At 39.0% G+C, this 23,019-nt stretch carries 24 protein-coding genes; 9 read left to right on the top strand and 15 right to left on the bottom strand.

What is annotated here, in order from left to right:
* Positions 1-97 precede the first annotated feature (97 nt).
* A complete protein-coding gene (gene guaA, locus AXF18_RS07465) occupies positions 98-1,630 on the top strand; it encodes a glutamine-hydrolyzing GMP synthase (protein WP_065371744.1) in 1,533 nt (510 codons plus the stop codon).
* A 200-nt stretch (positions 1,631-1,830) separates the two neighbouring features.
* Here the strand turns inward: guaA and AXF18_RS10220 are convergent, their stop codons facing one another.
* From AXF18_RS10220 to AXF18_RS07445, 4 genes are all read right to left on the bottom strand, one after another.
* Positions 1,831-2,199, bottom strand: a complete 369-nt coding sequence (locus AXF18_RS10220) for a hypothetical protein (protein ID WP_049500262.1) — start codon at positions 2,197-2,199, stop codon at positions 1,831-1,833.
* Positions 2,200-2,306: 107 nt separating this feature from the next.
* Positions 2,307-2,951 carry a hypothetical protein gene (locus AXF18_RS10215; protein WP_049500264.1) on the bottom strand — a complete coding sequence of 215 codons (645 nt, stop codon included), beginning with the start codon at positions 2,949-2,951 and terminating at the stop codon, positions 2,307-2,309.
* A complete protein-coding gene (locus AXF18_RS07450; RefSeq protein WP_225893209.1) occupies positions 2,948-3,220 on the bottom strand; it encodes a type IIL restriction-modification enzyme MmeI in 273 nt (90 codons plus the stop codon). The genes AXF18_RS10215 and AXF18_RS07450 overlap by 4 nt, the downstream gene beginning before the upstream one ends.
* A 184-nt stretch (positions 3,221-3,404) precedes the next feature.
* Positions 3,405-4,745 (bottom strand): hypothetical protein, encoded by a 1,341-nt coding sequence (locus AXF18_RS07445; protein WP_049500267.1) that lies wholly within the window; start codon positions 4,743-4,745, stop codon positions 3,405-3,407.
* 283 nt (positions 4,746-5,028) lie between these two features.
* Here AXF18_RS07445 and AXF18_RS07440 point away from each other — a divergent pair, with 283 nt between their 5' ends.
* From AXF18_RS07440 to AXF18_RS07410, 7 genes are all read left to right on the top strand, one after another.
* The gene (locus AXF18_RS07440) at positions 5,029-5,514 is read left to right on the top strand and encodes a helix-turn-helix transcriptional regulator (RefSeq protein WP_049500268.1); all 486 of its coding nucleotides are present in this window, start codon (positions 5,029-5,031) and stop codon (positions 5,512-5,514) included.
* A 146-nt stretch (positions 5,515-5,660) separates the two neighbouring features.
* Positions 5,661-5,981, top strand: a complete 321-nt coding sequence (locus AXF18_RS07435; RefSeq protein ID WP_000985761.1) for a hypothetical protein — start codon at positions 5,661-5,663, stop codon at positions 5,979-5,981.
* Positions 5,981-7,066 (top strand): AAA family ATPase, encoded by a 1,086-nt coding sequence (locus AXF18_RS07430; RefSeq protein WP_049500271.1) that lies wholly within the window; start codon positions 5,981-5,983, stop codon positions 7,064-7,066. Before AXF18_RS07435 ends, AXF18_RS07430 begins: the two co-directional genes overlap by 1 nt.
* Positions 7,066-7,677, top strand: coding sequence for a hypothetical protein (locus AXF18_RS07425; protein ID WP_000592630.1), 612 nt, complete (start codon positions 7,066-7,068; stop codon positions 7,675-7,677). The genes AXF18_RS07430 and AXF18_RS07425 overlap by 1 nt, the downstream gene beginning before the upstream one ends.
* A gap of 130 nt (positions 7,678-7,807) precedes the next feature.
* Positions 7,808-8,404, top strand: coding sequence for a replication protein (locus AXF18_RS07420; RefSeq protein ID WP_049500273.1), 597 nt, complete (start codon positions 7,808-7,810; stop codon positions 8,402-8,404).
* Positions 8,397-8,600, top strand: a complete 204-nt coding sequence (locus tag AXF18_RS07415; RefSeq protein WP_001086263.1) for a DUF3173 domain-containing protein — start codon at positions 8,397-8,399, stop codon at positions 8,598-8,600. Before AXF18_RS07420 ends, AXF18_RS07415 begins: the two co-directional genes overlap by 8 nt.
* 14 nt (positions 8,601-8,614) lie before the next feature.
* The gene (locus AXF18_RS07410; protein WP_049500274.1) at positions 8,615-9,850 is read left to right on the top strand and encodes a tyrosine-type recombinase/integrase; all 1,236 of its coding nucleotides are present in this window, start codon (positions 8,615-8,617) and stop codon (positions 9,848-9,850) included.
* 139 nt (positions 9,851-9,989) lie between these two features.
* On the opposite strand, the gene ffh is transcribed toward AXF18_RS07410, so the two are convergent.
* The 4 genes from ffh to AXF18_RS07390 all read right to left on the bottom strand — a co-directional run bounded on the left by ffh (position 9,990) and on the right by AXF18_RS07390 (position 14,591).
* Complete coding sequence (gene ffh, locus AXF18_RS07405; protein WP_049477497.1) at positions 9,990-11,561, bottom strand: signal recognition particle protein; 1,572 nt, start codon at positions 11,559-11,561, stop codon at positions 9,990-9,992.
* 11 nt (positions 11,562-11,572) lie between these two features.
* Entirely contained in the window at positions 11,573-11,905 is a 333-nt protein-coding gene (locus tag AXF18_RS07400; protein WP_000402066.1) for a putative DNA-binding protein, read from the bottom strand.
* Positions 11,906-12,049: 144 nt separating this feature from the next.
* Entirely contained in the window at positions 12,050-13,246 is a 1,197-nt protein-coding gene (tuf, locus tag AXF18_RS07395) for an elongation factor Tu (RefSeq protein WP_001040720.1), read from the bottom strand.
* Positions 13,247-13,481: 235 nt separating this feature from the next.
* Positions 13,482-14,591: an AI-2E family transporter gene (locus tag AXF18_RS07390; protein ID WP_065371743.1), complete on the bottom strand. Its 1,110-nt coding sequence runs from the start codon at positions 14,589-14,591 to the stop codon at positions 13,482-13,484.
* A 104-nt stretch (positions 14,592-14,695) separates the two neighbouring features.
* Here AXF18_RS07390 and pbp3 point away from each other — a divergent pair, with 104 nt between their 5' ends.
* Positions 14,696-15,937 carry a D-alanyl-D-alanine carboxypeptidase PBP3 gene (gene pbp3 / locus AXF18_RS07385; protein ID WP_065371742.1) on the top strand — a complete coding sequence of 414 codons (1,242 nt, stop codon included), beginning with the start codon at positions 14,696-14,698 and terminating at the stop codon, positions 15,935-15,937.
* A 29-nt stretch (positions 15,938-15,966) separates the two neighbouring features.
* Here pbp3 and sdbB read toward each other — a convergent pair whose 3' ends face one another.
* The 7 genes from sdbB to pyk all read right to left on the bottom strand — a co-directional run bounded on the left by sdbB (position 15,967) and on the right by pyk (position 22,997).
* Positions 15,967-16,512, bottom strand: a complete 546-nt coding sequence (sdbB, locus tag AXF18_RS07380) for a thiol-disulfide oxidoreductase-associated lipoprotein SdbB (RefSeq protein ID WP_000755591.1) — start codon at positions 16,510-16,512, stop codon at positions 15,967-15,969.
* Positions 16,513-16,523: 11 nt separating this feature from the next.
* Entirely contained in the window at positions 16,524-17,231 is a 708-nt protein-coding gene (gene ccdA2, locus AXF18_RS07375) for a thiol-disulfide oxidoreductase-associated membrane protein CcdA2 (RefSeq protein ID WP_000443809.1), read from the bottom strand.
* A gap of 127 nt (positions 17,232-17,358) precedes the next feature.
* On the bottom strand, positions 17,359-18,219 hold the full coding sequence (locus tag AXF18_RS07370) for a methionyl aminopeptidase (protein WP_000631553.1): 861 nt from the start codon (positions 18,217-18,219) through the stop codon (positions 17,359-17,361).
* Between the two features lie 15 nt (positions 18,220-18,234).
* The gene (gene spxR / locus AXF18_RS07365) at positions 18,235-19,512 is read right to left on the bottom strand and encodes a CBS-HotDog domain-containing transcription factor SpxR (RefSeq protein WP_000033808.1); all 1,278 of its coding nucleotides are present in this window, start codon (positions 19,510-19,512) and stop codon (positions 18,235-18,237) included.
* On the bottom strand, positions 19,505-20,056 hold the full coding sequence (locus tag AXF18_RS07360; protein ID WP_065371741.1) for a GNAT family N-acetyltransferase: 552 nt from the start codon (positions 20,054-20,056) through the stop codon (positions 19,505-19,507). Before AXF18_RS07360 ends, spxR begins: the two co-directional genes overlap by 8 nt.
* Before the next feature lie 15 nt (positions 20,057-20,071).
* Positions 20,072-21,331, bottom strand: coding sequence for a UDP-N-acetylglucosamine 1-carboxyvinyltransferase (locus tag AXF18_RS07355; RefSeq protein ID WP_049500611.1), 1,260 nt, complete (start codon positions 21,329-21,331; stop codon positions 20,072-20,074).
* A gap of 160 nt (positions 21,332-21,491) precedes the next feature.
* Positions 21,492-22,997, bottom strand: coding sequence for a pyruvate kinase (gene pyk, locus AXF18_RS07350; RefSeq protein WP_049500613.1), 1,506 nt, complete (start codon positions 22,995-22,997; stop codon positions 21,492-21,494).
* Positions 22,998-23,019: the final 22 nt, after the last annotated feature.

Genomic DNA, 23,019 nt, shown 5'->3' with positions numbered 1-23,019 from the left:
GCTAATAAAAAGTCAAACTTTGCCTTGTTTAGTTGGTAATTCGCCCCTATTTGTGATAGAATATTGAAAAAGATATTTCTTTTGAGAAAGGAAAAAGATGAGCAACATTTCAACTGATTTGCAAGATGTCGAAAAAATCATCGTGCTGGACTATGGTAGCCAATACAACCAGCTGATTTCACGCCGTATTCGTGAAATTGGTGTTTTTTCAGAGCTAAAAAGTCATAAAATCTCAGCCGCAGAGGTTCGTGCGATTAACCCTGTAGGGATCATCCTCTCTGGTGGACCAAACTCTGTATACGAAGATGGTTCATTTGATATTGACCCAGAAATTTTTGAACTTGGCATTCCAATTTTGGGAATCTGCTATGGTATGCAACTTTTAACTCATAAACTTGGAGGAAAAGTTGTCCCTGCAGGTGATGCTGGTAACCGCGAGTATGGCCAATCACCACTTACCCATACCCCTTCTGCCCTCTTTGAAGGAACTCCTGAAGAACAGATTGTTTTGTTGAGCCATGGCGATGCTGTAACAGAAATTCCAGCTGATTTTGTTCGTACTGGTACTTCTGCTGACTGTCCTTATGCAGCTATTGAAAACCCTGAAAAGCACATCTATGGTATCCAATTTCACCCAGAAGTTCGCCATTCTGTATACGGGAATGATATCCTTCGCAACTTTGCCCTTAACATCTGTCAGGCTAAAGGCGACTGGTCAATGGACAACTTTATCGATATGCAGATCAAGAAAATCCGTGAGACTGTAGGTGACAAGCGTGTTCTTCTCGGCCTATCAGGTGGTGTTGACTCTTCTGTCGTTGGCGTTCTTCTCCAGAAAGCAATCGGTGATCAATTAATCTGTATCTTTGTAGACCACGGTCTTCTCCGTAAGGGAGAGGCTGACCAAGTTATGGACATGCTTGGTGGTAAGTTTGGTTTGAATATCGTCAAAGCAGACGCTGCAAAACGCTTCCTTGACAAACTTGCTGGTGTTTCTGATCCTGAGCAAAAGCGTAAAATCATCGGTAACGAGTTTGTTTATGTCTTTGATGACGAAGCAAGTAAGCTAAAAGATGTGAAATTCCTTGCTCAAGGAACACTATACACTGACGTGATTGAGTCTGGTACAGATACTGCTCAAACCATCAAATCACACCACAACGTGGGTGGTCTTCCAGAAGACATGCAGTTTGAATTGATTGAGCCATTGAACACTCTTTATAAAGACGAAGTCCGTGCCCTCGGTACAGAGCTTGGTATGCCAGACCACATCGTATGGCGCCAACCATTCCCAGGTCCAGGTCTTGCCATCCGTGTTATGGGTGAAATCACTGAAGAAAAACTTGAAACAGTCCGCGAATCAGACGCTATCCTTCGTGAAGAAATCGCTAAAGCAGGTCTCGACCGCGAAGTTCGTTCAGTAGGGGTTATGGGTGACGGTCGTACTTACGACTATACCATCGCTATCCGTGCCATCACTTCTATCGACGGAATGACAGCTGACTTTGCGAAGATTCCTTGGGAAGTTCTCCAAAAAATCTCAGTTCGTATCGTAAATGAAGTTGACCACGTTAACCGCATCGTCTACGATATTACAAGTAAACCACCTGCAACTGTTGAGTGGGAGTAAAATATAAGAGTAACTTTGGCTAAGAAACCTTAATTTAACAGCATTTGAATTGTTTTAATTGGTCTTAAAAATGGGGTGAATTCATTTGAATTGTCTCCAAAAGAAGTTCGATTTATGAACTTCTTTTTTATTTCATTTTGATAGAGGTATACAAAAGGCAGGTATTTACACCTGCCTCGTTTTTTTATATAGCTTTAACATTAGTATTTATTCCCCGAGATAATTTCAAAAATATCTAATCCTTGTTCGATTTGCTCGTTTAATTTTTTTACTTTTTGTGTCGCAATTTGCTTATAGTCATCTAAAGGAATTTTTTCAAATGAAAAATCGTTATAAAAATAGTTGTCTAATTTTTCTTTTTGTTTATTGCTTAACTCTCTAGAAAATGTGATGTGAATCAAACAATCACCTTCTAGTCCAATTCTTTCCACTACACTATGTTTAATGTATTCTCCAGACTTAGAAATGTAAAAGTTATCAATTTCCTTCATTTCAATTTTTCTTATAGAACTACCAAATGCTGGGGCATCTTTTTTATAGTGAAAAATGTATATTGGTTGTGTAGGCATAGATTCCCAAGCTCTATTACTAGGCAGAGAAAGTAACTTTTTTTCTGATTTTTCAATAAGCTGTTTATAATAAACTATATCACTTTCACGCTCCTCAGCTTTTAGTATTATGCTGTTTCGAGGAAGAATTTGGCTAACATTTTTTTTTGCTTCATTACTGAGTAATAGATGTCAATTCCTGCATTATACGCTTCTCTTGCATCACGTTCTCGATATATACTGAGTTTAATATCGTAATGTTTGTAATTGTCACAGCATAATGCCATTAAAATGTATGATGAAAGTGTATAAGTTGCTCCTCCATAGTGGTCTTGTTCATAAAAATATCCTAAATTCAAATCCTTAAGGAATACATCTATTTTACCAAGATCTAATTCGTAAAGATTTTTTCCTTTATATTCAATGGGTACAAATTTATGAGAAGAAATTTTTATGTCTCTATCAGCTATAAGATAGTTGAGACTACCGCCATTTTTTAATAAATAAGTAATACTCTCATACGTTTGATAATCGTAACCTATGTTTTCTTTTCCATTGTCAACAAACAATATTGGAGAATCTGACATTTTAGTTAATGCAAGTTCCTTTACATTTGTATATGAAACGGATTCTAGTTTTTCTTTTTTCTGATTCAGTCTATCTTTAATCCAGTTGATTATGTACATTGTCCACCTCGCTACACTCCTTACCCCTAACCAGTAACCAGTATGTCCAGTCTTAGGGAAATTATTTTTCTTTAATAAGTTCTTCATATTTGCTCAATCAAGACTTTAGTCTTTTCAATATAGCCATCAATGAAACTGGTATGGTCAAGCATAACCTTATCTTCAAAAGTGATATACTCAGTTGGCTTTTCAATGCCATAAACTGACTGCAAAAGGTCAAGCCAAAAAGGCTGTGAATCTTGTCGTTCATTCCCTCTATCTTTCCAACGTGCAACAAACTCATTTGCTTGATTCTTCTGTTCCTTTAGTGTCATCACAGTCTTGTTAGACTGATCACTGTTCCCCTTATCTAACATCACATACCTCACATATTTCATCAGCAAAAAGGATTTAATAGTTATTTAGTATATTGTGTGAGCAATGCACTAAAGGGTACTCCTTTACCAATTTTTCATATTCACTCTATTATACCATTTAAGGATAAAAATTCAGTCTTCAATAATTTTATAGACATATCCAAAAAACTTTGAGACATAAAACTCAAAGTTTTTTATTTCTCCTATCTCTAAACCATTCCATTTGCTCTCGTTCTTCTTTTGCTAAATAGCTATTAGGATGCTTTTTGATGTATAATCTCCTTCTAAGATGTTCGTTCCATCGGTCTGCTTGTTTTTCACTGTCTAGTATCAATGGCTTTAATTCAGCGGAATCACCAGAGGAAAAATAAGCTAATATTTCATTCCCTTTTTGATATTTTTTGATATACCCAAGATAGTTACCACCCCAGTGATTACTGTCTTCATGTTTACTCTGTAAAACAGTCATTTCCTCAAAAACTCTGTCAATCAATTTGGATATCCTAGTAACATGGAGCAAATCCGAATATTCATCTATTAGTTCTTCTTTTGCATTGAGAGCCTCAAGCTCGTCTAAAAAATTATCATCCCAAGAAGAGCTATAAATTCCTAATAATTTCGAAGATTCAAATTCAATAATTCTCTTCTTATATCCCTGAGCTTCTTTTTGAATAGCAACCATAGATTCAATACTATGATATTCAAATCCTTCTCTCTCATTTATAAATTGCTCAAACTTGTCTTTCAACACCTCCTCATAAAACAAAGATAAAACTCTTTCAATCTTTGCCAATCTATTCTCCCCCTCCTGCCTACTCGGGAAGGATGAATTATAAAAACTTACAAAGTATTCTATATCCAATGTAAAGATATCTTCAAAAGAATTCTCATGTGTACCAAATCTTTCACTGGCTCTAAAAATACCTGTCATAAGTAATTCCCAGTTATCCTTAACAAGAAGGCTATACACCTTTTTAGTATCTTTGACATTTTGCTTTATTTTCTCAAACACAATATTTAATGGGACATAACCTAAAACAATTCTCCATAAGTTTTCATCATATTTTTCATACAAAATATCTAGCATCAATGCTGTTGGAAAAAACGTCTCCATTGTACGCTGTTCCGACTCACTTCCGAAAAAAATTTCGTCATATGATTTGAACATCATATTTCGTTTTCTAAAATTGATTTGTTCTTCTTCATTTAATCCAAAGCCGGTATCGGTTGGACTAATTTTACAATTATTGTAAATTGCCCTAACTGCTGAATTGGTAAATAAATGAGGATTTTTTTTATTTATTTTTCCTCCTCGAATTTGTCCAATTAAAGGGGCATTTTTTGAATATATTTCTTCATTTGACAACTTGCTATATTTTGGATTCTGTTTTTTCTTTTTACCATGTTCCCAATAGTATTCCCGAGAAGATACTTCTTTACGTTCTCTATTTATCTCTCTCACTTTACAATCTAACCGAAGGGAAGCAATATCGAGCAAGTATTTCTTAGTATTCTTGAACTTCATACAAAACCTGGTATTTCTTTCATTAAAATAAATTATTTATGTCTAAATTATACCACGTTTTTTGACTTTATAATAATATCAGGGATATTTATATCTCAAAAAATAAAAAGTCCAAAAGCTGGCCAGCAAAGGACGGATCGAAACAATATGATTACTATGCGGTAAAGGTTTAGTTTTGCATATTACTGTTTCACCGTTTCTTTTTTGTGCCATTCTTGCATCTACTCGGTAACTGTAATTGCTCATTTGTTTCTTTCCGTCTGAGGACAGGAAAGGACAACTTATGCTAAAAGCTAAAGTTAAAACTCTCTATTGTGAATTACTTGGTCAAGCTATCAAACAAGAATTGATTGAGCAAGGTAAAGCTCAGAACAGTATCTTTTATTATAATTTTGATGAACCTATAGAAATCTCTGCTCCTGCCGTTAGTCAAATCCTAAGAGGTAAACGAAATATTACCTTAGACACTGTAGATGCCTTGCAAGAAACACTAAATCTTCCTAATGTAAAGAGTGTTTTCTTCCCTAGTATTGACTTTTGCAAGTTTCTCATTACTCAATTGACAGAACTTATTCTTTCTGAAGGACACGATTCCACAAAGCATCTTTTCAAATCCAAAAAGAAAGGTATTCAACAAAATCTCTCAACCTTGGCAACTGAATTATATGATTTCTTCCCTGATTTTCCAAAGGAAGAAACATCTTACCAAATTGCTGATAGCCTAGTTGAATGGTTAATCGAATTCGTCTCACTCGTAGCACAACTTTGAGTGCTACACTTTCAAAAATCTTGAAATCAAGAAAAGTCTAAAACGTCTATCATAGATATGTACTTAGCTAAGACAGTCCAGCTCACGATTCAAACTGAGCACGTCCCCCTAACAAAACAATTAAGCCATAAAGGAGGATAAAACCCATGGCAATTAAAACCAAACACAAGAAAGATGGCTACTCAGCCACAACTGCAACGGAATATGTCATTCCTACTAAACCGATTCACAGTTTAAGCACTGAGCTTGAACCCCAACAACTCTTTGAAGATGGAAAGCCAACCGGTGAGATTATCGCCTACAAGGCAACCTTTGTTCAAGAAGGGCTTGAACCTTTCCAAGTAAAATTTGAAGACAAGGTCAAACTTCCTGAATTTCTAAGCTTGATTGAATTTGAAAATCTCCAAGCCGTTGAGGTTCGCTACAATGTCTACTTCAAAGCTGACGGTATCAAGGAGGTCAAATAATGGCAACTAAAGCAGATACTGTCCTGCAATCTTACTTGCTCCAGAGCCTCAACATGGCTCTTGGGGCTCTGATGCAGGGGGAAACAAGCTACACCAATAGCTTCAATATTGTCATTCAAGAGGGTGGCTTCATCTTCATCCCTAGGCTTCCTTGTACCTACATCCTAGATGATGAACTCTATAACAAAATATTCTTGATTGCTAACGCTTCCTTGTACCTTCACTATACACTTCTGAAACAGAATGCCACTTACTTTATCCCTCTCAAGACAGATGACATTCATGTTCAGCGTGGACTCTTCTTCCCTTGGAAGGTGGGTATCTCAAAACGTTTGGTCATCCCTGACCTTGACAAATACACATCCAACCTACCAAAGAATCAGATTCCAATTATGGAAAATTTTACTCTCAATCTTGATAAGGTGAACCACATGGCTATCTGTGGAAACTCGGGCTCAGGGAAAAGTTATGCCCTTACCTACCTGCTCTCCGTTCTCAAAAATCAGAGCGACCTCATCATCGTAGACCCTAAGTTTGATTCCCCAAGTCGTTGGGCTCGCGAACACAAAATAGCAGTCATTCATCCCGTGGAGAACCGTTCTAAGTCTGATTTCGTTTCAGAGGTCAATGAGAGTTTAAGTCAATGCCTAAATCTGATTCAACAACGTCAAGCAATTCTATATGACAATCCCCGTCATGAATTCGCACATCTCACAATTGTCATAGACGAGGTACTGGCTCTTTCAGAGGGAGTCAATAAGGCAATCAAGGAATCTTTTTTCTCTCTTTTGTCACAAATTGCTCTACTTGGACGGGCTACAAAAATTCACTTGCTCTTAGTAAGCCAGCGATTTGACCACACCACGATTCCAGTATCAGTACGGGAACAGCTTAATGTTCTAATTCAGATTGGAAATATAAATAGCAAATCTGTTCAATTTTTGTTCCCTGACCTAAATCCTGAAGGTATTGTTATTCCGACTGGACACGGCACTGGCTTGATACAGGTCATTGACAATGAGCATCCCTATCAGGTACTCCCACTACTTTGTCCTACATACTACACAACGGAAGGTATTCTCTAATGATAAAAAAATCATTCTTCATGAGGACTTACAACCTCAACATCTACTTGATTCTCTTTTCACTTATAACAGGATTTCTTGGATGGTCATTAGACTTTCTAGCGAGCACTATTGCCCTAACGCTTCCTATCGCCCTTGACCTTTCGCAAGTCAGTAGCTATCTAACAATGGGAAGCCAATACTCTTATACGGTTATGAGCTACTTACTAGGTGCATTGTTTGCATCCGTTACGCTTGAAATCATGAATCGTGTTCGATTTGATAATCTTTTCAACTATTTCAAATCCATCTACCACACTTTCAAGCTCCGTAATTTCCTGACACAACGTGAAAAATCAGAGAAAGTCACAAAAATAGATAACCAAACCATTACAACCCACAACCCAATCAACGGCAGCTTCAATCGTTGTGCTCGTAAGAGTGTTGTAGACATCCAAAAAGATGAAGTCAGAGTATTCATTAAAGTCCCAAGAGACCAGCAGGGGCAAAAAGTCTTGAGTGATATGACTTCCCAACTAAAAGAGGAAGTATCTAGTCAGCATCCTGACTACTACTTCTCTGCACCTAATCGGGGTCGCAATAACCTTTGGTTAGTTGGTAAAAAACGGTAAAAGAGGGGGCTATGGCTTGCGTTTAGCAGTAGCCAAATAGCTCCCTTCTTTTCTATTGACCAAGATAAATGGGGGTTACTACGCCCCCCCATTTATCCAATAATCAGTAATCACAGAAATGAGGTGAAAAATGGCAAAAGAACAACGTTCTAGCAAGTGGACATTCTTATTCTACAAAGAGAGCGCCCCTGCAGACTATCTTGTAATTCTTGAAGAATTGCATATTCCCTTTATCTTGAGCCCGTGGCACGATAAAGACATCAATCGCCAAACAGGAGAATTGAAAAAGGCTCACAAACACAGAGCATTCTTCTTCGATTCACTCAAGAGCTACAAACAAGTATCTGAACTAATCAAAGATAAGCTGAACGGCCCTTCTCACGTGGAAGTTGTCCAATCTCCAAAAGGACTCTTTGACTACTTTACCCACGCTGAGAATAAGGATAAAACGCAATATGATCTGAATGATATTGAGGTAGGCTGTGGATTTAACCTTGATAAGTTCCTTGTAGAGATGAACTCAGATGACTTCATGCAAGAGGTGGTGGATATCATTGAACAGAATGACTTCACTGAGTTTGAAGAGCTAGTATGGTATGCACGTGCGAATCATACTCCCCTTCTTGGGCTCATCATTGAACGTACCTACTTCTTTGCTAAGTATCTTGATTCTCGGCGTTGCAATCCTCAGCGTAACAATATCAAGAAGGAGGAAGAAAATGAATAGTAAAAATCTGTTGACTATTACTTCTGATGATTTGGTTAAACTAGGCTACGCAAAAGCTACAGCTCAACAAATTATTAGACAAACTAAGTTGAATATGGTACAACAAGGGTATACCATTTACAACAATAGACGATTAGGAACTGTTCCAATCGAAGCTGTTGAGGAGATTCTTGGCTTTAAGTTACTGAACGAATAGAAAGTAGGTAATTTATGGCTAAAACAAACTTCCAAGATGTGTATATTGATGATAAAGGTCAATTCTACTATGAAGTTAGCCTAGGTAACGATAAAATCACTGGTAAACGTATCAAGAAAAAGTCTCGTAAAGACTCAAATGGTAAAAAATTCACTACTGCAAAAGAAGCCTATACAGAAGCGATTAGGGTCAAAAATGACTATCTTCAGTCAGATGGATACTCTAATTACGATATGACTTATGAGCAGTTCATGAATACAGTTTATTTACCTTACTATCAGTCAGAAGTAAGCGAACATACTTATGCAACACGTCAGCCGTCCTTAAAAATTGTTTTCAATCGATTTGGGAAGAAAAAACTCAAAGACATAACTGTTCGTGAAGTTCAGAACTTTAGAACATGGCTATTAGCTAAAAATGGTGGTAATTATTCGCAAGCCTATGCAGGTCTTACTTTTGGAACTTTTAGAAAGTCATTGGATTTTGCTGTTGATATGCAATATCTACAGAAGAATGTTTCAATGAAAGTAAAATCTATTCCAAAAGGGAAAAGTATCGCTGAGTATTGGACAAAAAACGACTTTGAAGAAGTTATTAGCAATATCTGCATTTCTGATTTCTATGAGCATTTATGCTTTGTTATGCTGTGGCTCTACTTCTGTACCGGGGTGCGTGTGAACGAAGGAACAGCAATCTGGTGGAACGATATTGATTTTGAGAAAAAAGAGCTCAGAGTGGCTCATATGCTGATTATGACTAATAAGAATAATTGGCAAAGACAGAACCACACTAAAACAGATGCTGGTCTCCGTATCGTTACTTTAGATGATGATACCATCCAAATCTTGAAAGCATGGAAAGAACGTCAATCTGAACTTGGAAAAGTAAATTTTGTTTTAAGTTACGATGGTAACCCTATGCTTAAATCAACCATTTCAAGAATCATTAAGCGTTATGCCAAATTAGCAAATGTCCCATTGATTCAAGCAAAAGGTTTACGACATTCTCACGCATCCTACCTTATTAACGAGCTTAACGCATCGGTGCTGATCGTTTCAAAACGACTAGGACACTCAAGTCCAGAGATCATTTTGAAGCACTATGCTCATATGTGGTCAGGAGTTGATAAGGAACTGGCTAATGAAATGACTGGATTAATCAATATACAACACGCTAAAAATACAAAAGTTAATTTCAATGGAAATCAAGCAATACTGAGAGAGTCTCCAAAACTGTCTCCAAAATCATAAACACACGCTAAAAACACTGTTATATAAACGATTTGACGACCTTATTTAGTCGTTGAGTGGGAATAAACCAATCAAACACAAAAGAACTCTGAATCGGATTCAGAGTTCTTTTTTAGGTAAGCACTTCTGCTTCCCTTTTTTATTTGCGTTTTTTCTTCGCTTTTTTCATTTTGTTGGCCATGCGTTTCATAGACTGTTTCATGGCAAATTCACCGATTTTACCTTTTAGTCCACCACCAAACATCTGGCTCATATCTGGCATTCCTGCTCCTCCGAGAGCTGACATATCCGGCATGCCACCCTGTCCCATCATGCCTTCAAGGGCAGACATATCCATTCCTCCCATATTTGGCATATTTTTAGGAAGGTTATTGGGATTGATTCCCATTTGCTTCATCATTTTATTCATATCTCCAGACATGACACCTTGCATGAGCTGTTTAGCCTGGTTAAAGTCCTTGATAAATTTATTGACTTCGACAAAGGTATTACCAGAACCAGCAGCGATACGACGGCGACGACTTGGATTTAACAGATCAGGATTTTCACGTTCTTCAGGTGTCATGGAAGATACGATGGCACGTTTGCGCGCAATCTGGCGCTCATCCACCTTCATATTTTGAAGAGCTGGATTGTTAGCCATCCCTGGAATCATCTTGAGCAAGTCTTCCATCGGCCCCATGTTTTGCACCTGATCCAATTGATCAATGAAATCATTGAAATCAAAGGTGTTTTCGCGCATTTTTTCAGCCATTTCAAGGGCTTTTTGCTCATCATATTCCTGAGAAGCTTTCTCAATCAAAGTGAGCATATCCCCCATACCAAGGATACGGCTTGACATACGGTCTGGGTGGAAGGTTTCAATATCTGTAATCTTTTCACCCGTACCAGTGAACTTGATAGGTTTTCCAGTGATGTGACGAACAGACAAAGCCGCACCACCACGAGTATCCCCATCAATCTTGGTAAGGATGACACCAGTTACTTCCAACTGAGCATTAAACTCACGGGCAACATTAGCCGCTTCCTGACCGATCATGGCATCAATGACAAGGAGGATTTCGTTTGGTTGGGCTAAGGCCTTAACGTCACGAAGCTCGTTCATCAAGAGCTCATCAATCTGCAATCGACCTGCCGTATCAATCAAGACATAGTCGTTGTGATTGGCCTGTGCTTGCTCCAAACCTTGGCGAACAATCTCAACAGCTGGTACTTCTGTTCCAAGTGCAAAAACAGGAACATCAATTTGTTGTCCAAGCGTTTTCAGCTGATCGATGGCTGCTGGACGATAAATATCCGCCGCAATCATCAAAGGACGAGCATTTTCTTCCTTCTTGAGTTTATTAGCCAGCTTACCAGCAAAAGTCGTTTTACCAGCCCCTTGCAAACCGACCATCATGATAATGGTTGGAATTTTTGGTGACTTGATAATTTCTGCCGTATCGGAACCTAAAACAGCTGTCAATTCCTCATCAACGATTTTGATAATCTGTTGGGCAGGATTGAGGGTATCAATGACCTCGTGTCCGACTGCACGTTCACGAACCTTCTTGATAAAGTCCTTTACAACAGGCAAAGCAACGTCGGCTTCAAGCAAGGCCAAACGAATCTCTTTGGTTGCTTCCTGGACATCAGCCTCAGATATTTTTCCTTTTTTACGTAGATTTTTAAAGACGTTCTGTAAACGTTCTGTTAAACTTTCAAATGCCATTTTTCTTCCTCTTATTCTCTATTATCAATACTTGTTAAAATTTCTATCTGCTCCTGCAGAAAGTCATCCTTGGGATAACGCTCCAAGATCTGGTCAAAAATCTGACTGCGGACAATGTAGTCCGAATACATGTGCAGTTTCATCTCATAATCTTCTAGAATCTTTTCCGTACGCTTGATATTGTCATAGACAGCCTGACGACTGACACCGAACTCCTCAGCAATCTCAGCAAGACTATAATCATCAGCATAATAAAGTTCAATATAGTTCATCTGCTTGTCTGTCAAAAGCGCCGCATAAAATTCAAAAAGGGCGTTCATACGATTGGTTTTTTCGATTTCCATAACTTTTATTATACCAAAAAAACGATTATACTGCTAGAGTAGAAGCACTTCAAATAGAGTAAGAATAAGAAAAAAAGAACCTTGCAAGGCAAGATTCTTTTAGTGTCTGACTTAAATAATTGTTCTTCTGGGAACTTAATCGAATTAAGCTTCGATTTCTGTAACCATACCTGAACCAACAGTACGTCCACCCTCACGGATAGAGAATGTAGTACCTTGTTCTACGGCGATTGGGTGGATCAACTCAACGTCGATAGTCACGTTATCACCAGGCATTACCATTTCAGTACCTGCTGGAAGTTCGATTGAACCTGTAACGTCAGTAGTACGGAAGTAGAATTGTGGACGGTAGTTGTTGAAGAATGGAGTGTGACGTCCACCTTCTTCTTTAGTAAGGATGTAGACTTCACCTTTGAATTTAGTGTGTGGGTTGATTGAACCTGGTTTAGCGATAACTTGTCCACGTTCGATTTCGTCACGTTGAACACCACGAAGAAGGACACCTACGTTATCTCCTGCAAGACCTTCGTCAAGTTGTTTACGGAACATTTCAACACCAGTAACAACTGCTTTTTGAGTTTCTTCTTTGATACCAACGATTTCGATTTCGTCGTTGACACGAACAGTACCACGGTCGATACGTCCTGAAGCAACTGTACCACGTCCAGTGATTGAGAATACGTCTTCGACTGGAAGAAGCAATGGTTTTTCAGTGTCACGTTCTGGTTCTGGGATGTACTCATCAACAGTGTTCATCAATTCCATGATGATGTCTTCGTATTTAGAGTCACCTTCAAGAGCTTTAAGAGCTGAACCTTGGATAACTGGAAGATCGTCACCTGGGAAGTCGTATTCTGACAAGAGGTCACGGATTTCCATTTCAACCAATTCAAGCAATTCTTCGTCGTCTACCAAGTCAATTTTGTTCATGAAGACGATAAGGTGTTTAACACCAACCTGACGTGAAAGAAGGATGTGCTCACGAGTTTGTGGCATTGGTCCGTCAGTTGAAGCTACTACAAGGATAGCTCCGTCCATTTGAGCGGCACCAGTGATCATGTTTTTAACGTAGTCCGCGTGTCCTGGAGCGTCGATGTGAGCGTAGTGACGTTTTTCAGTTTCGTACTCAACGTGCGCAGTGTTGATAGTGATACCGCGTTCGCGTTCTTCTGGAGCAGCATCGATAGACGCATAGTCTTTTGGTTGGTTAACTGCTGAAGGCAAGCGACGTGCCAATACAGTTGTGATAGCTGCAGTCAAAGTAGTTTTACCGTGGTCAACGTGTCCGATAGTACCAATGTTAACGTGTGGTTTACTACGATCGTATTTTTCTTTTGCCATTTGAGTAAAAGCCTCCAATAAAATATATTTTATAGATAGACAGTAGGCAATACAGTCTAACTTTCCTTACTATTTTATCAAATTTCTGCTAAATTGCAAGTGTTTTACACATATTTTGTGAATTAATCTAAATCTTATCAAATCCTGTTCTTCTGCTTCTTTATGGCAATATGAATTTAAACTTATTTTGTTTGGGAGATAGTCTTTTCATCAAAAAAATCAGGTTTCCCTGATTTTAATTTGATTCTGTTTTTTCCAGTTCCTTAGCTTCTTTATGATTTTCATATAATTTCGCTAGGAACTTAGTAATTTCCTTAAAAATGGAGTAAGTAGGTACTGCTACGACCATCCCTATGACACCGTAGATATTACTTGACAGTAAAAGGAGCACCAAAATCGTAATCGGATGCACTTTCATAACCCCTCCCACGATGCGTGGATAGAGAACATTTCCGTCAATCTGCTGAATAATAAGCATATAAGCAACCGCAATCAACATACGATGAGGATCCGTGAACACATTGGCAATCACCATTGGAATTAAGCCAATACTTGGACCAACATAAGGAATTAAATTTGCGATTCCAGAGAAAATAGCAAAAACTAGGGCGTACTTTAATCCGATAACGCTATAGCCAATATAGGCTAAACATCCAATAATAACCGCATCAATCGCAATCCCACTGATATAACGGGCTATAGTTGTATTGAGATTGGTTAAAAGGCTAGAAAGATTCAGTTTGTCATGTTTTAAGACGGTACGTTCCAACATTGGTAGCAACTTATGACCATCCAACAAGAAATAAATCAAGAATACAGGGGTCATAATGAGAATCAGAACTGTACTAAACAAGGCTGAAAGAACGCTCCCTAAACTGTTGCTGACGCTATTCAGGATATTCTGGAGGATATCCACATAGGAGAGATTCAGTTGTTGAATAGTTTGTTGAATATCAATATTTTGGAAGATTGGATTCATGGACAAATCGATGATCAAATCTTGTAGTCTACTATAGATGTTTTGACTAGAAATAATCAAGCTGGTCAACTGATTAATCAAAATCGGCAAGAGATAAACGACCCCCACAACAATAGCACCAATCAAGGCACAAAGAGTGACCAAGACACCAATTAGACGATTGATCTTACATCTCTTTTCTAAGAAAGTAACGACTGGATTTGTAATGTAGTAAAAAAATCCACCAAGCAAAAATGGAATCATGATGGTATTCACAACTGTTACAAAGGGAGTAATGATGGCTCCCATTTCTCTCCAAAGATAGAAAATCAGTGTTAATAATAAAATTTCAGCTGTCCAAAAAAATAATTTGTTTCTACGGAACATAGGTATCCTCCTTATCTCTATTTTACCATATTTCTGAAAAAGATAAGATGGCTTTAGTAAAAAAGCGAGAATATTTTTTTTCTTTATGATAAAATAAAGCTAATATGAAAAAAATAATTTTATCTATTATGACACTTTTAGTTCTTGGAACAGCTTCTACTGTTTCTGCTCAGGAATTTGATGTTGCTGCTAAACATGCTATTGCTGTAGAGGCTACAACTGGAAAAATCCTCTACGAAAAAGATGCAAATCAGCCTGTAGAAATTGCTTCTATTACTAAATTGGTTACAGTTTATTTGGTCTATGAAGCTCTGGAACAAGGAACTATCAGCCTATCTACACCTGTTGATATTTCGGACTATCCTTACAAACTTACAACTAATTCTGAGGCGAGTAACGTCCCTATGGAAGCTCGAAATTATACTGTTGAACAACTATTAGAGGCTACAATGGTATCCAGTGCAAACAGCGCTGCGATTGCGCTAGCAGAAAAGATTGCTGGTTCTGAGAAAGACTTTGTAGACAAAATGAGGGCTAAACTTCTTGAATGGGGAATTCAAGATGCAACTATTGTAAACACTACTGGTTTAAATAATGAGACCCTTGGCGATAATATCTATCCTGGTTCTAAAAAAGACGATGAAAACAAGTTGAGTGCCTACGATGTTGCAATCGTCGCTCGTAACCTCATCCGAGATTATCCTCAAGTTTTGGAAATCACCAAAAAGCCAACTTCTACCTTTGCAGGACTTGAAATCCACTCAACCAACTATATGTTGGAGGGAATGCCAGCCTATCGTGGTGGTATCGATGGACTAAAGACAGGTACTACTGATAAAGCTGGTGCTTCATTCGTTGGAACAACTGTTGAGAAAGGGATGCGTATTATTACGGTTGTTTTGAATGCAGATCAACAAGATACCAACCCTTATGCGCGTTTTACCGCAACTTCTGCACTTTTAGATTATATTTCTGCAAACTTTGCCTTAAAAACTGTCGTTCAGAAAGGTGAAGCATACAACGATAGTAAAGTAACAGTTCTTGATGGTAAAGAAGACAATGTGACAGCTGTCGCTAAGTCAGATATTTCCATCGTCCAACGCATCGGAAGCGGTACTACACCAGCCCTCCAATTCACACCGAAATCAACATCAGAAATGGCTCCATTGAAAGAAGGCAAGGTTGTTGGTACTCTAACCTATGATGATCAGGATTTGATTGGCCAAGGTTATCTTACTTCCGACAAACCATCTTTTGAAATGGTTTCTGAAAAGAAAGTAGAAAAAGCCTTCTTTTTGAAGGTTTGGTGGAATCAATTTATCCGCTTTATCAATGAAAAACTATAAAAAAATCGCGAACAATCGCGATTTTTTCTTTATTTCATTTCTTTAAAAGCCGCTTCTGCATCAGCGTTGCTAATAGCACCAAATTGGATTTTTCCGATTTTACCTTGACTGTCAATCAAGTATTCTGTTGGAATACTACGAATTTGGTAGGCTTGGAAGGTAGTTGCTTGCGTATCATATAGAACTGGAATATCCTTGTAGCCTTGTTCTTGGTACCATTTTGGAAAGTCTTGAACTGTTTTTTCACCTTGTAAACCAGGTGCAATGACACTCAAGATTTCAAAGTCTCGATCTTGTTTGGCAGCTAGTTCCATCAACTCAGGCATGCTTTTTTTACATGGTCCACACCAAGAAGCCCAGAATTTTAAATAGACCTTTTTCCCTTTATAGTCTGATAACTTGACTTCTTTGCCATCCATAGACTGCAAGGTGAAGTCTGGCGCATCCTTACCGACTGCGATTTGTTGTACAGCAGGCTGTTTGGGACTGCTTGTCTGTTTGGTTTCTTTTTCACCACAGGCAATCAACAAAAATAGAGACATGAGGCTCAATCCAGCAAAAATAACTTTTTTCATTTTTTCTCCTTTTATCCAAGAATTCCTGACAAGGCATTTAACTGCCCTAGCATTAATAACAATCCCATCAAAATAATCAAAGCTCCGCCGATTTTCTTTAGTAGAATCATATGGGGTTTTAATTTACTAAAATAGGGCATAATCCAGCCCGAAGCCAAGGCCAAAACAATGAAAGGAAGGGCCATTCCCAATGTGTATACTAATGTTAACACGGCTCCTTGCCAAGCACCATTACCACCTGAAGCCGCCAGAGCCAAGACCGAACTTAAAACGGGTCCGATACAAGGGGTCCAACCAAAACTAAAGGTTATCCCAAGTAAAAAGGCTGACAGATAGTGATTCGACTTTGATTGTTTGAAGGTGACTGTCTTTTGAATCTCCAGTTTATTGAAATGCAAGATTTCCATCTGGTGAAACCCTAAAAGAATAATGACTATTCCCATAGCATAACGAAACCAGTCTGCATAGAGCATGTGCCCTAGGAATCCAGCTCCAAATCCCAAAATAAAGAAAATGAGGGAGATTCCTGCAATAAAGCACAAGGTTCGAATTAAACCAGACCATGCAACGTCTCTTCCAAAAAAGCGAAAGCTTTTCGAATTTCCCTGATCATCCAGTAAAATACCAGCATAGACAGGTAGCAAAGGAAAGATGCAGGGTGAAAAGAAGGACAGGATACCTGCTAAAAAAACGGATACTAGAAATATAATCGACTCCAACGAATTACCTACTTTCTCAAAATTCTAATCCTATTTTACTACAAAAGAATAAATTTGTAAGAAGTCTGCTACGCTTATTTATTTTGACTAAAGTTGACACAAAAAAAGGAGCTAAGCTCCTTTCATTTTAATACGTTCCTTCTTCACCTTGACTAGTCAAGATAACAGGACCGTCTTTAGTAATCACAAACTGATGTTCATATTGGCAAGACAGGCCGCCATCTATAGTCTTATGAGCCCAGCCAGTCTTCATATCTGTATCGATTTCCCAGTCACCAGTATTGATCATGGGTTCAATAGTCAGCACCATTCCTTCACGGAGACGGAGTCCACGGCCTGCAATACCGTAGTTAGGAACCATTGGCTCTTCGTGCATAGTTGGACCAACACCATGACCAACCAAATCACGTACGACACCGTAACCGCGACTTTCAGCATATTCTTGAATGGCTGCACCAATATCACCGATACGATTGCCGACAACTGCTTGCTCAATTCCTACATACATAGCTTCCTTGGTTACGTCCATCAGTTTTTTCACTTCTTCAGACGGTGTACCAACCGCATAAGCCCAACATGAGTCAGCTAAACCACCAGTATAACTTTGGGTGTATTTTTTCATTTGTTCAACATTGTTGAAGTTAAGTTTAGAGACATTGAGGTCGGATTTGGCAATCGGACCACCCAGTACCATGTCAACCTTGAGCAAATCGCCATCTTTCAAGATGTAATGACGTGGGAAAGCGTGAGCTACTTCGTCATTAAGAGAGCAACAAGTGGCATAGGGATAATCCATAACTGCCCCATCCACACCAATCTGTAAAGGAAGGAAATTCTCCTCTTTACAACGTCGACGAACGTACTCTTCAACTTCCCACATATCCACGCCTGGCTTAATCAAATCACGTAAGCCAATATGGATACTTGCTAGGAAATCACCAGCCTTGTCCATGGCTTCGATTTCACGTGCTGATTTTAAAGTTATCATTTTTTCTCCTAGATTCTAATTAATTTTAACCGTAACATTTGCTTTTGAAACAATCTGATGCCCATGATAAATATCATAATCAATAATAGCTGAGCGTCTCGTGTGGTGAATAATCCGAGCCAGAATCCGCAGAGTATCATCTATCTGCACAGCCTGCAAGAAATAAATCAACATCTGCTCAATGATGAGATTACGTCCGCTATTGACAACGAGGTCTTGGGTCATATGGTTGAGGATTTCAGCCAAGACTCCATTAGCAAGGACACCATTTTTCTCCAGCATGAAGGGCTCAACAGTTATGACGACTTCATCATGATGATAAGAGAGTTTTTGCCCGATTTGCTCTGAGAAAGTCGGCAAAGCAGAAACTTGAGAACGGCTCATCTTTTCCATGACATCTCGTCGTGTTACGACACCGAGTAGGGTTTGGTTACTTCTGACAACGGGAACCATCTCAAAATCTTCTGCAATCATTCGTTGACTGACATTGGCAATATTAGTCGCTAAGCCTGTTACGAAGATGCTCCGCGTCATCACCTTGTCAATCGTTGTGCTGGGTGACTTATCTCCCGCATCACGCATGGTAACAACCCCAACAACCACTTGGTGTTGGTTAATAACTGGGAAACGGCTACTTCTGTTCTTACGGACCAAGTCTAGATAGTCTTTGACTGTATCCGTTTCTCTCAAAAAACCATACTCATGACTGGGACGATAGAGCTTTTCGACTGTCAGAATATCGGTTTTGATTTGAACATTTGAGAGGGCTTTGTTAATCATGGTCGCTACTGTAAAAGTGTCATGTTTACTCCTCAGAACTGGAATCCCTTTTTTATTAGCCAACTCAAGAACATCATCTTGGACATGAAAACCACCTGTTACAAGGACTGCATTTTCATTTTCCAAGGCTAAAAGTTGAATACGAGTACGGTCACCTACAATCAAAAGACCGCCATCATGGAGATAAGACAGGATATTTTGCTCTGTCATAGCCCCAATGGAGAATTTGCTAAACTCTCTCTCCAACCCTTCCTGACCAGCTAAAACTTCAGATGAGGTGACTTCAGCAATTTCAGCATAGGTTAGCCTCTCAATAGCCACTTTCTGGGACTTGACCCGTATAGTTCCACTACGTGGCCGAGTTTCAACAATTCCACGATTTTCAGCTTCTTTGATAGCTCGGTAGGCTGTTCCGTCACTAACACCTAGGTGATTGGAAATACTGCGAACGCTAACTCTCTTCCCAATTGGCAACTCTTCCAGATAGGACAAAATTTCCTGGTGTTTACTCATTGAATTCTCCTTTTATGTATCGAAATTCAAGATAGTCCCTCATTTTTCGTGTATAGCGATCGCTTCCCTTAAACTGTCGGACGAGGCTAAAGCCTGATTTTAAGGCTACTTTTTGACTAGCTTGATTCTCCAGATGAGTGATGATGGATAATTGTTTTAAACCAAATTCTTCAAAGGAAAGCTGACAAAGCTTTGTAACCACTTCTGTCATAAAACCTTGTGACCAAGAATCCTTTTTTAAGAAGTAACCAATTTCTGCTTCTTTTTTGATTTCATCGATTTTTTCAAATTTAATGGAGCCAATCATTTCCTGATCTCCTTGAAGACAAATTGCCCAAACACCCAGAGGATTCTTCATAAAATAGTTAGCAAGGGCGTACTGACTTTCTTCCAAACTTGCTTGACTGGGAAAAATAAACTGTAAATTCTCAGGGTTTGAAGCAATCTCGAAAAACGCTTGACTGTCACTAAAAAAGAAAGGACGCAAATACAAGCGCTCCGTTTCAAAAAAAGAAAACATTGCTAATTTGGTCCAAATATTCATAATCACCTCAACGGCTTAGTCTTCAACGAGTGTAATATCCGCTCCAAGACTACGCAATTTTTCAATAATATCTGAGTAGCCACGAAGGATAAACTCAATATTCGTAATTTCAGTCTGGCCTTGAGCCATCAAGCCAGCGATGACAAGTGCAGCACCAGCTCGCAAGTCTGTAGCTTTTACACTTGCTCCGTGTAAGTTACGACCACCGTTGTAAATAATGTGATCGTTTGTAGTCGTAATATCCGCATCCATTTTTGATAACTCAAAGACATGGTTAACACGTTTCTCATAAATCGTATCAATAATGGTTCCACGACCTTGGGCAGTTAGTAAAAGTGGCGTGATAGGCTGTTGCAAATCAGTTGCAAACCCAGGATAGGGTGCAGTTTTGATATTGATGGCTCTCAAATCGGACTGTTCTTCAACGAAGATGCTGTCTTCTGAGACCGTCATACGAACGCCCATTTCCTCTAGTTTGGCGATAAACCCTTCTAAGTGTTCATAGAGAACGTTGTTAATGCGAATTCCTTTTCCTACCGCTGCAGCAAGTGAAATATAGGTTCCAGCTTCGATACGGTCTGGGATTACTTGGTGACGAGTTCCATGAAGTTTCTCAACACCATCAATAATGATAATATCAGTTCCTGCACCACGAATATGGGCCCCCATGTTGTTCAAAAGAGTAGCAACATCGATAATTTCCGGTTCACGAGCCGCATTTTCAATGACAGTACGCCCCTTAGCTTTAACCGCAGCAATCATCGTGTTAATCGTTGCTCCAACGCTGACGGTATCCATGTAAATACTTGCGCCATGAAGTCCCTTACCTTGAGCAGATAAATTCATATTATCTCCCTCATAGCTGACCTTAGCACCCATGGCTTCAAAGGCTTTTAAGTGAAGGTCAATTGGACGAGGTCCCAGATCACATCCGCCAGGAAGGCCAACTGTAGCTTCACCAAAGCGACCTAAAAGACTTCCGTAGAAATAATAAGAAGCACGCAAGCTATTAATCTTGCCATAAGGCATAGGAATGTTTTGAACACCTCTTGGATCAATCTCCAAGACATCCTCATAACGCTTAACAGTCGCCCCCATAATCTCCATGATTTCGACAAGACTAGCAACGTCTGAAATATCTGGAACGCAATCTAAAGTGACAATATCATCTGATAAGATAATAGCTGGAATAAGCGCTACAACACTATTTTTAGCACCACTAATGGTGATCTCACCTTGCAATGGACGTCCACCATTGATGACAATTTTTCTCATGTTTTACTCTTTCAAAATTTACTAAAAAGGTCTTTTCGTTCTATTATACCATAATTTTCAGTTTTTTCCCATTCCTATTTACTAAATACCATCTCATTTTGATAAAAAAAGACCTATCACTCAAGCTTTTCAGCCTGAAATGATAGGTTTTAATGTTAGATTAACGTACTGTGCGGATACGCATTGTGTTTGTACGAACAGCTTCTCCAACTGGTACACCAGCAACGATAACGATATCATCACCAGATTGTACAAGACCTGCTTCAACTGCTTTACGTTCAGCAATTTCAAACATGTCATCAGTTGATGATGGAGTGTCTGTCAACATCGGGATAACACCCCAGTTCAACATCAATCCACGCTCTGTTAATTCGTCAAATGTCAATGCCAAGATATCAGCATTTGGACGGTATTTAGAAATCAAACGAGCTGTGTGACCAGTCTTAGTAAGAGTAACAACCAATTTGATGTTCATTGAGTTAGTAGCATCTTTAACAGCTGAAGCCATAACTTCTGTCTTAGAGTTACGTTCGAATGTATCTGAGTTTAAACGTCCGTATTCGTTAAGAAGAGTTTGTGCGTTCTTGTCAATTGTAGCCATTGTTGTTACTGACTCAAGTGGGTATTTACCGTTTGCAGACTCACCTGAAAGCATTGTAGCGTCAGTTCCGTCGATAACAGCGTTAAATACGTCTGATACTTCTGAACGAGTTGCACGTGGTTTTTCAGTCATTGTTTCAAGCATGTTTGTTGCTGTGATAACAACTTTACCTGCTGCGTTCACTTTAGTGATGATCATTTTTTGATAAACTGGAACCATTTCGAATGGTACTTCGATACCCATGTCACCACGGGCGATCATGATACCGTCAGCAGCTTCAATGATTTCATCCAAGTTATCGATACCTTGTTGGTTTTCGATTTTTGCAAACAATTGAACGTGACCATTACCAGTTTCTTCACAGATTGCACGAACTTCGTCGACGTCTTTTGCAGTACGTACGAATGAAATCGCGATGAAGTTGATACCTTGTTCCAAACCGAAACGGATATCATCGTTATCACGTTCAGCAAGAGCTGGGAAAGGAATTTTAGTGTTAGGGATGTTTACACCTTTCTGCTTAGCAATGATACCGTCATTTTCAACGACTACTTCAAATTCACGAGTTGCATCGTCTTTTGCGAAAACACGAAGACCCAATTTACCATCGTCAACCAAAACTTGGTGACCAACTTCAACATCATCGTAGATATCAAGAGCACCAGCAACGTTCAAAGCAATCACATCACGAGTTGATTTGATTCCTTGTTTAGTTGCAACACGGATTTTTTCACCAGTTTTGTAAGAGTACTCTTTTGCGTCACCTTCAAACAATTCTGTACGGATTTCAGGCCCTTTAGTATCAAGAAGGAAACCAACTTTTTTACCTGCAAGTTTCTCAGCAAGTTTAACAGTTGCCATACGCTCACCTTGTTCTTGGTGATCACCGTGTGAGAAGTTGAAACGGAAAGTGTTTGCTCCTGCTTCAATCAATTTAGCAATATTTTGAGCTGAAGCTTCAACGTCAAGTTTTTCACCCCAGTATCCGTCTTCACCGAATTTTTTACCACCACGGATTTCAACCGCAGGACCCAAAGTTGCAACGATTTTTACACGTTTGTTCATGATTTTTGTGACTCCTTTATAT

Origin of the sequence: Streptococcus sp. oral taxon 064 (genome assembly GCF_001683375.1) — a bacterium.
GTDB classification, from domain to species: Bacteria; Bacillota; Bacilli; order Lactobacillales; family Streptococcaceae; genus Streptococcus; species Streptococcus oralis_S.
The sequence above is the reverse complement of the archived record's forward strand: the minus strand, read 5'-3'. Positions and strand labels throughout refer to the sequence as shown.

What these genes read in the sequence shown, in the direction of transcription:
- guaA (WP_065371744.1), top strand. Translation starts at nt 98, where the DNA reads ATGAGCAACATTTCAACTGATTTGCAAGATGTCGAAAAAATCATCGTG.
- AXF18_RS10220 (WP_049500262.1), bottom strand. Translation starts at nt 2,199, where the DNA reads ATGCCTACACAACCAATATACATTTTTCACTATAAAAAAGATGCCCCA.
- AXF18_RS10215 (WP_049500264.1), bottom strand. Translation starts at nt 2,951, where the DNA reads ATGAAGAACTTATTAAAGAAAAATAATTTCCCTAAGACTGGACATACT.
- AXF18_RS07450 (WP_225893209.1), bottom strand. Translation starts at nt 3,220, where the DNA reads ATGTTAGATAAGGGGAACAGTGATCAGTCTAACAAGACTGTGATGACA.
- AXF18_RS07445 (WP_049500267.1), bottom strand. Translation starts at nt 4,745, where the DNA reads ATGAAGTTCAAGAATACTAAGAAATACTTGCTCGATATTGCTTCCCTT.
- AXF18_RS07440 (WP_049500268.1), top strand. Translation starts at nt 5,029, where the DNA reads ATGCTAAAAGCTAAAGTTAAAACTCTCTATTGTGAATTACTTGGTCAA.
- AXF18_RS07435 (WP_000985761.1), top strand. Translation starts at nt 5,661, where the DNA reads ATGGCAATTAAAACCAAACACAAGAAAGATGGCTACTCAGCCACAACT.
- AXF18_RS07430 (WP_049500271.1), top strand. Translation starts at nt 5,981, where the DNA reads ATGGCAACTAAAGCAGATACTGTCCTGCAATCTTACTTGCTCCAGAGC.
- AXF18_RS07425 (WP_000592630.1), top strand. Translation starts at nt 7,066, where the DNA reads ATGATAAAAAAATCATTCTTCATGAGGACTTACAACCTCAACATCTAC.
- AXF18_RS07420 (WP_049500273.1), top strand. Translation starts at nt 7,808, where the DNA reads ATGGCAAAAGAACAACGTTCTAGCAAGTGGACATTCTTATTCTACAAA.
- AXF18_RS07415 (WP_001086263.1), top strand. Translation starts at nt 8,397, where the DNA reads ATGAATAGTAAAAATCTGTTGACTATTACTTCTGATGATTTGGTTAAA.
- AXF18_RS07410 (WP_049500274.1), top strand. Translation starts at nt 8,615, where the DNA reads ATGGCTAAAACAAACTTCCAAGATGTGTATATTGATGATAAAGGTCAA.
- ffh (WP_049477497.1), bottom strand. Translation starts at nt 11,561, where the DNA reads ATGGCATTTGAAAGTTTAACAGAACGTTTACAGAACGTCTTTAAAAAT.
- AXF18_RS07400 (WP_000402066.1), bottom strand. Translation starts at nt 11,905, where the DNA reads ATGGAAATCGAAAAAACCAATCGTATGAACGCCCTTTTTGAATTTTAT.
- tuf (WP_001040720.1), bottom strand. Translation starts at nt 13,246, where the DNA reads ATGGCAAAAGAAAAATACGATCGTAGTAAACCACACGTTAACATTGGT.
- AXF18_RS07390 (WP_065371743.1), bottom strand. Translation starts at nt 14,591, where the DNA reads ATGTTCCGTAGAAACAAATTATTTTTTTGGACAGCTGAAATTTTATTA.
- pbp3 (WP_065371742.1), top strand. Translation starts at nt 14,696, where the DNA reads ATGAAAAAAATAATTTTATCTATTATGACACTTTTAGTTCTTGGAACA.
- sdbB (WP_000755591.1), bottom strand. Translation starts at nt 16,512, where the DNA reads ATGAAAAAAGTTATTTTTGCTGGATTGAGCCTCATGTCTCTATTTTTG.
- AXF18_RS07370 (WP_000631553.1), bottom strand. Translation starts at nt 18,219, where the DNA reads ATGATAACTTTAAAATCAGCACGTGAAATCGAAGCCATGGACAAGGCT.
- spxR (WP_000033808.1), bottom strand. Translation starts at nt 19,512, where the DNA reads ATGAGTAAACACCAGGAAATTTTGTCCTATCTGGAAGAGTTGCCAATT.
- AXF18_RS07360 (WP_065371741.1), bottom strand. Translation starts at nt 20,056, where the DNA reads ATGAATATTTGGACCAAATTAGCAATGTTTTCTTTTTTTGAAACGGAG.
- AXF18_RS07355 (WP_049500611.1), bottom strand. Translation starts at nt 21,331, where the DNA reads ATGAGAAAAATTGTCATCAATGGTGGACGTCCATTGCAAGGTGAGATC.
- pyk (WP_049500613.1), bottom strand. Translation starts at nt 22,997, where the DNA reads ATGAACAAACGTGTAAAAATCGTTGCAACTTTGGGTCCTGCGGTTGAA.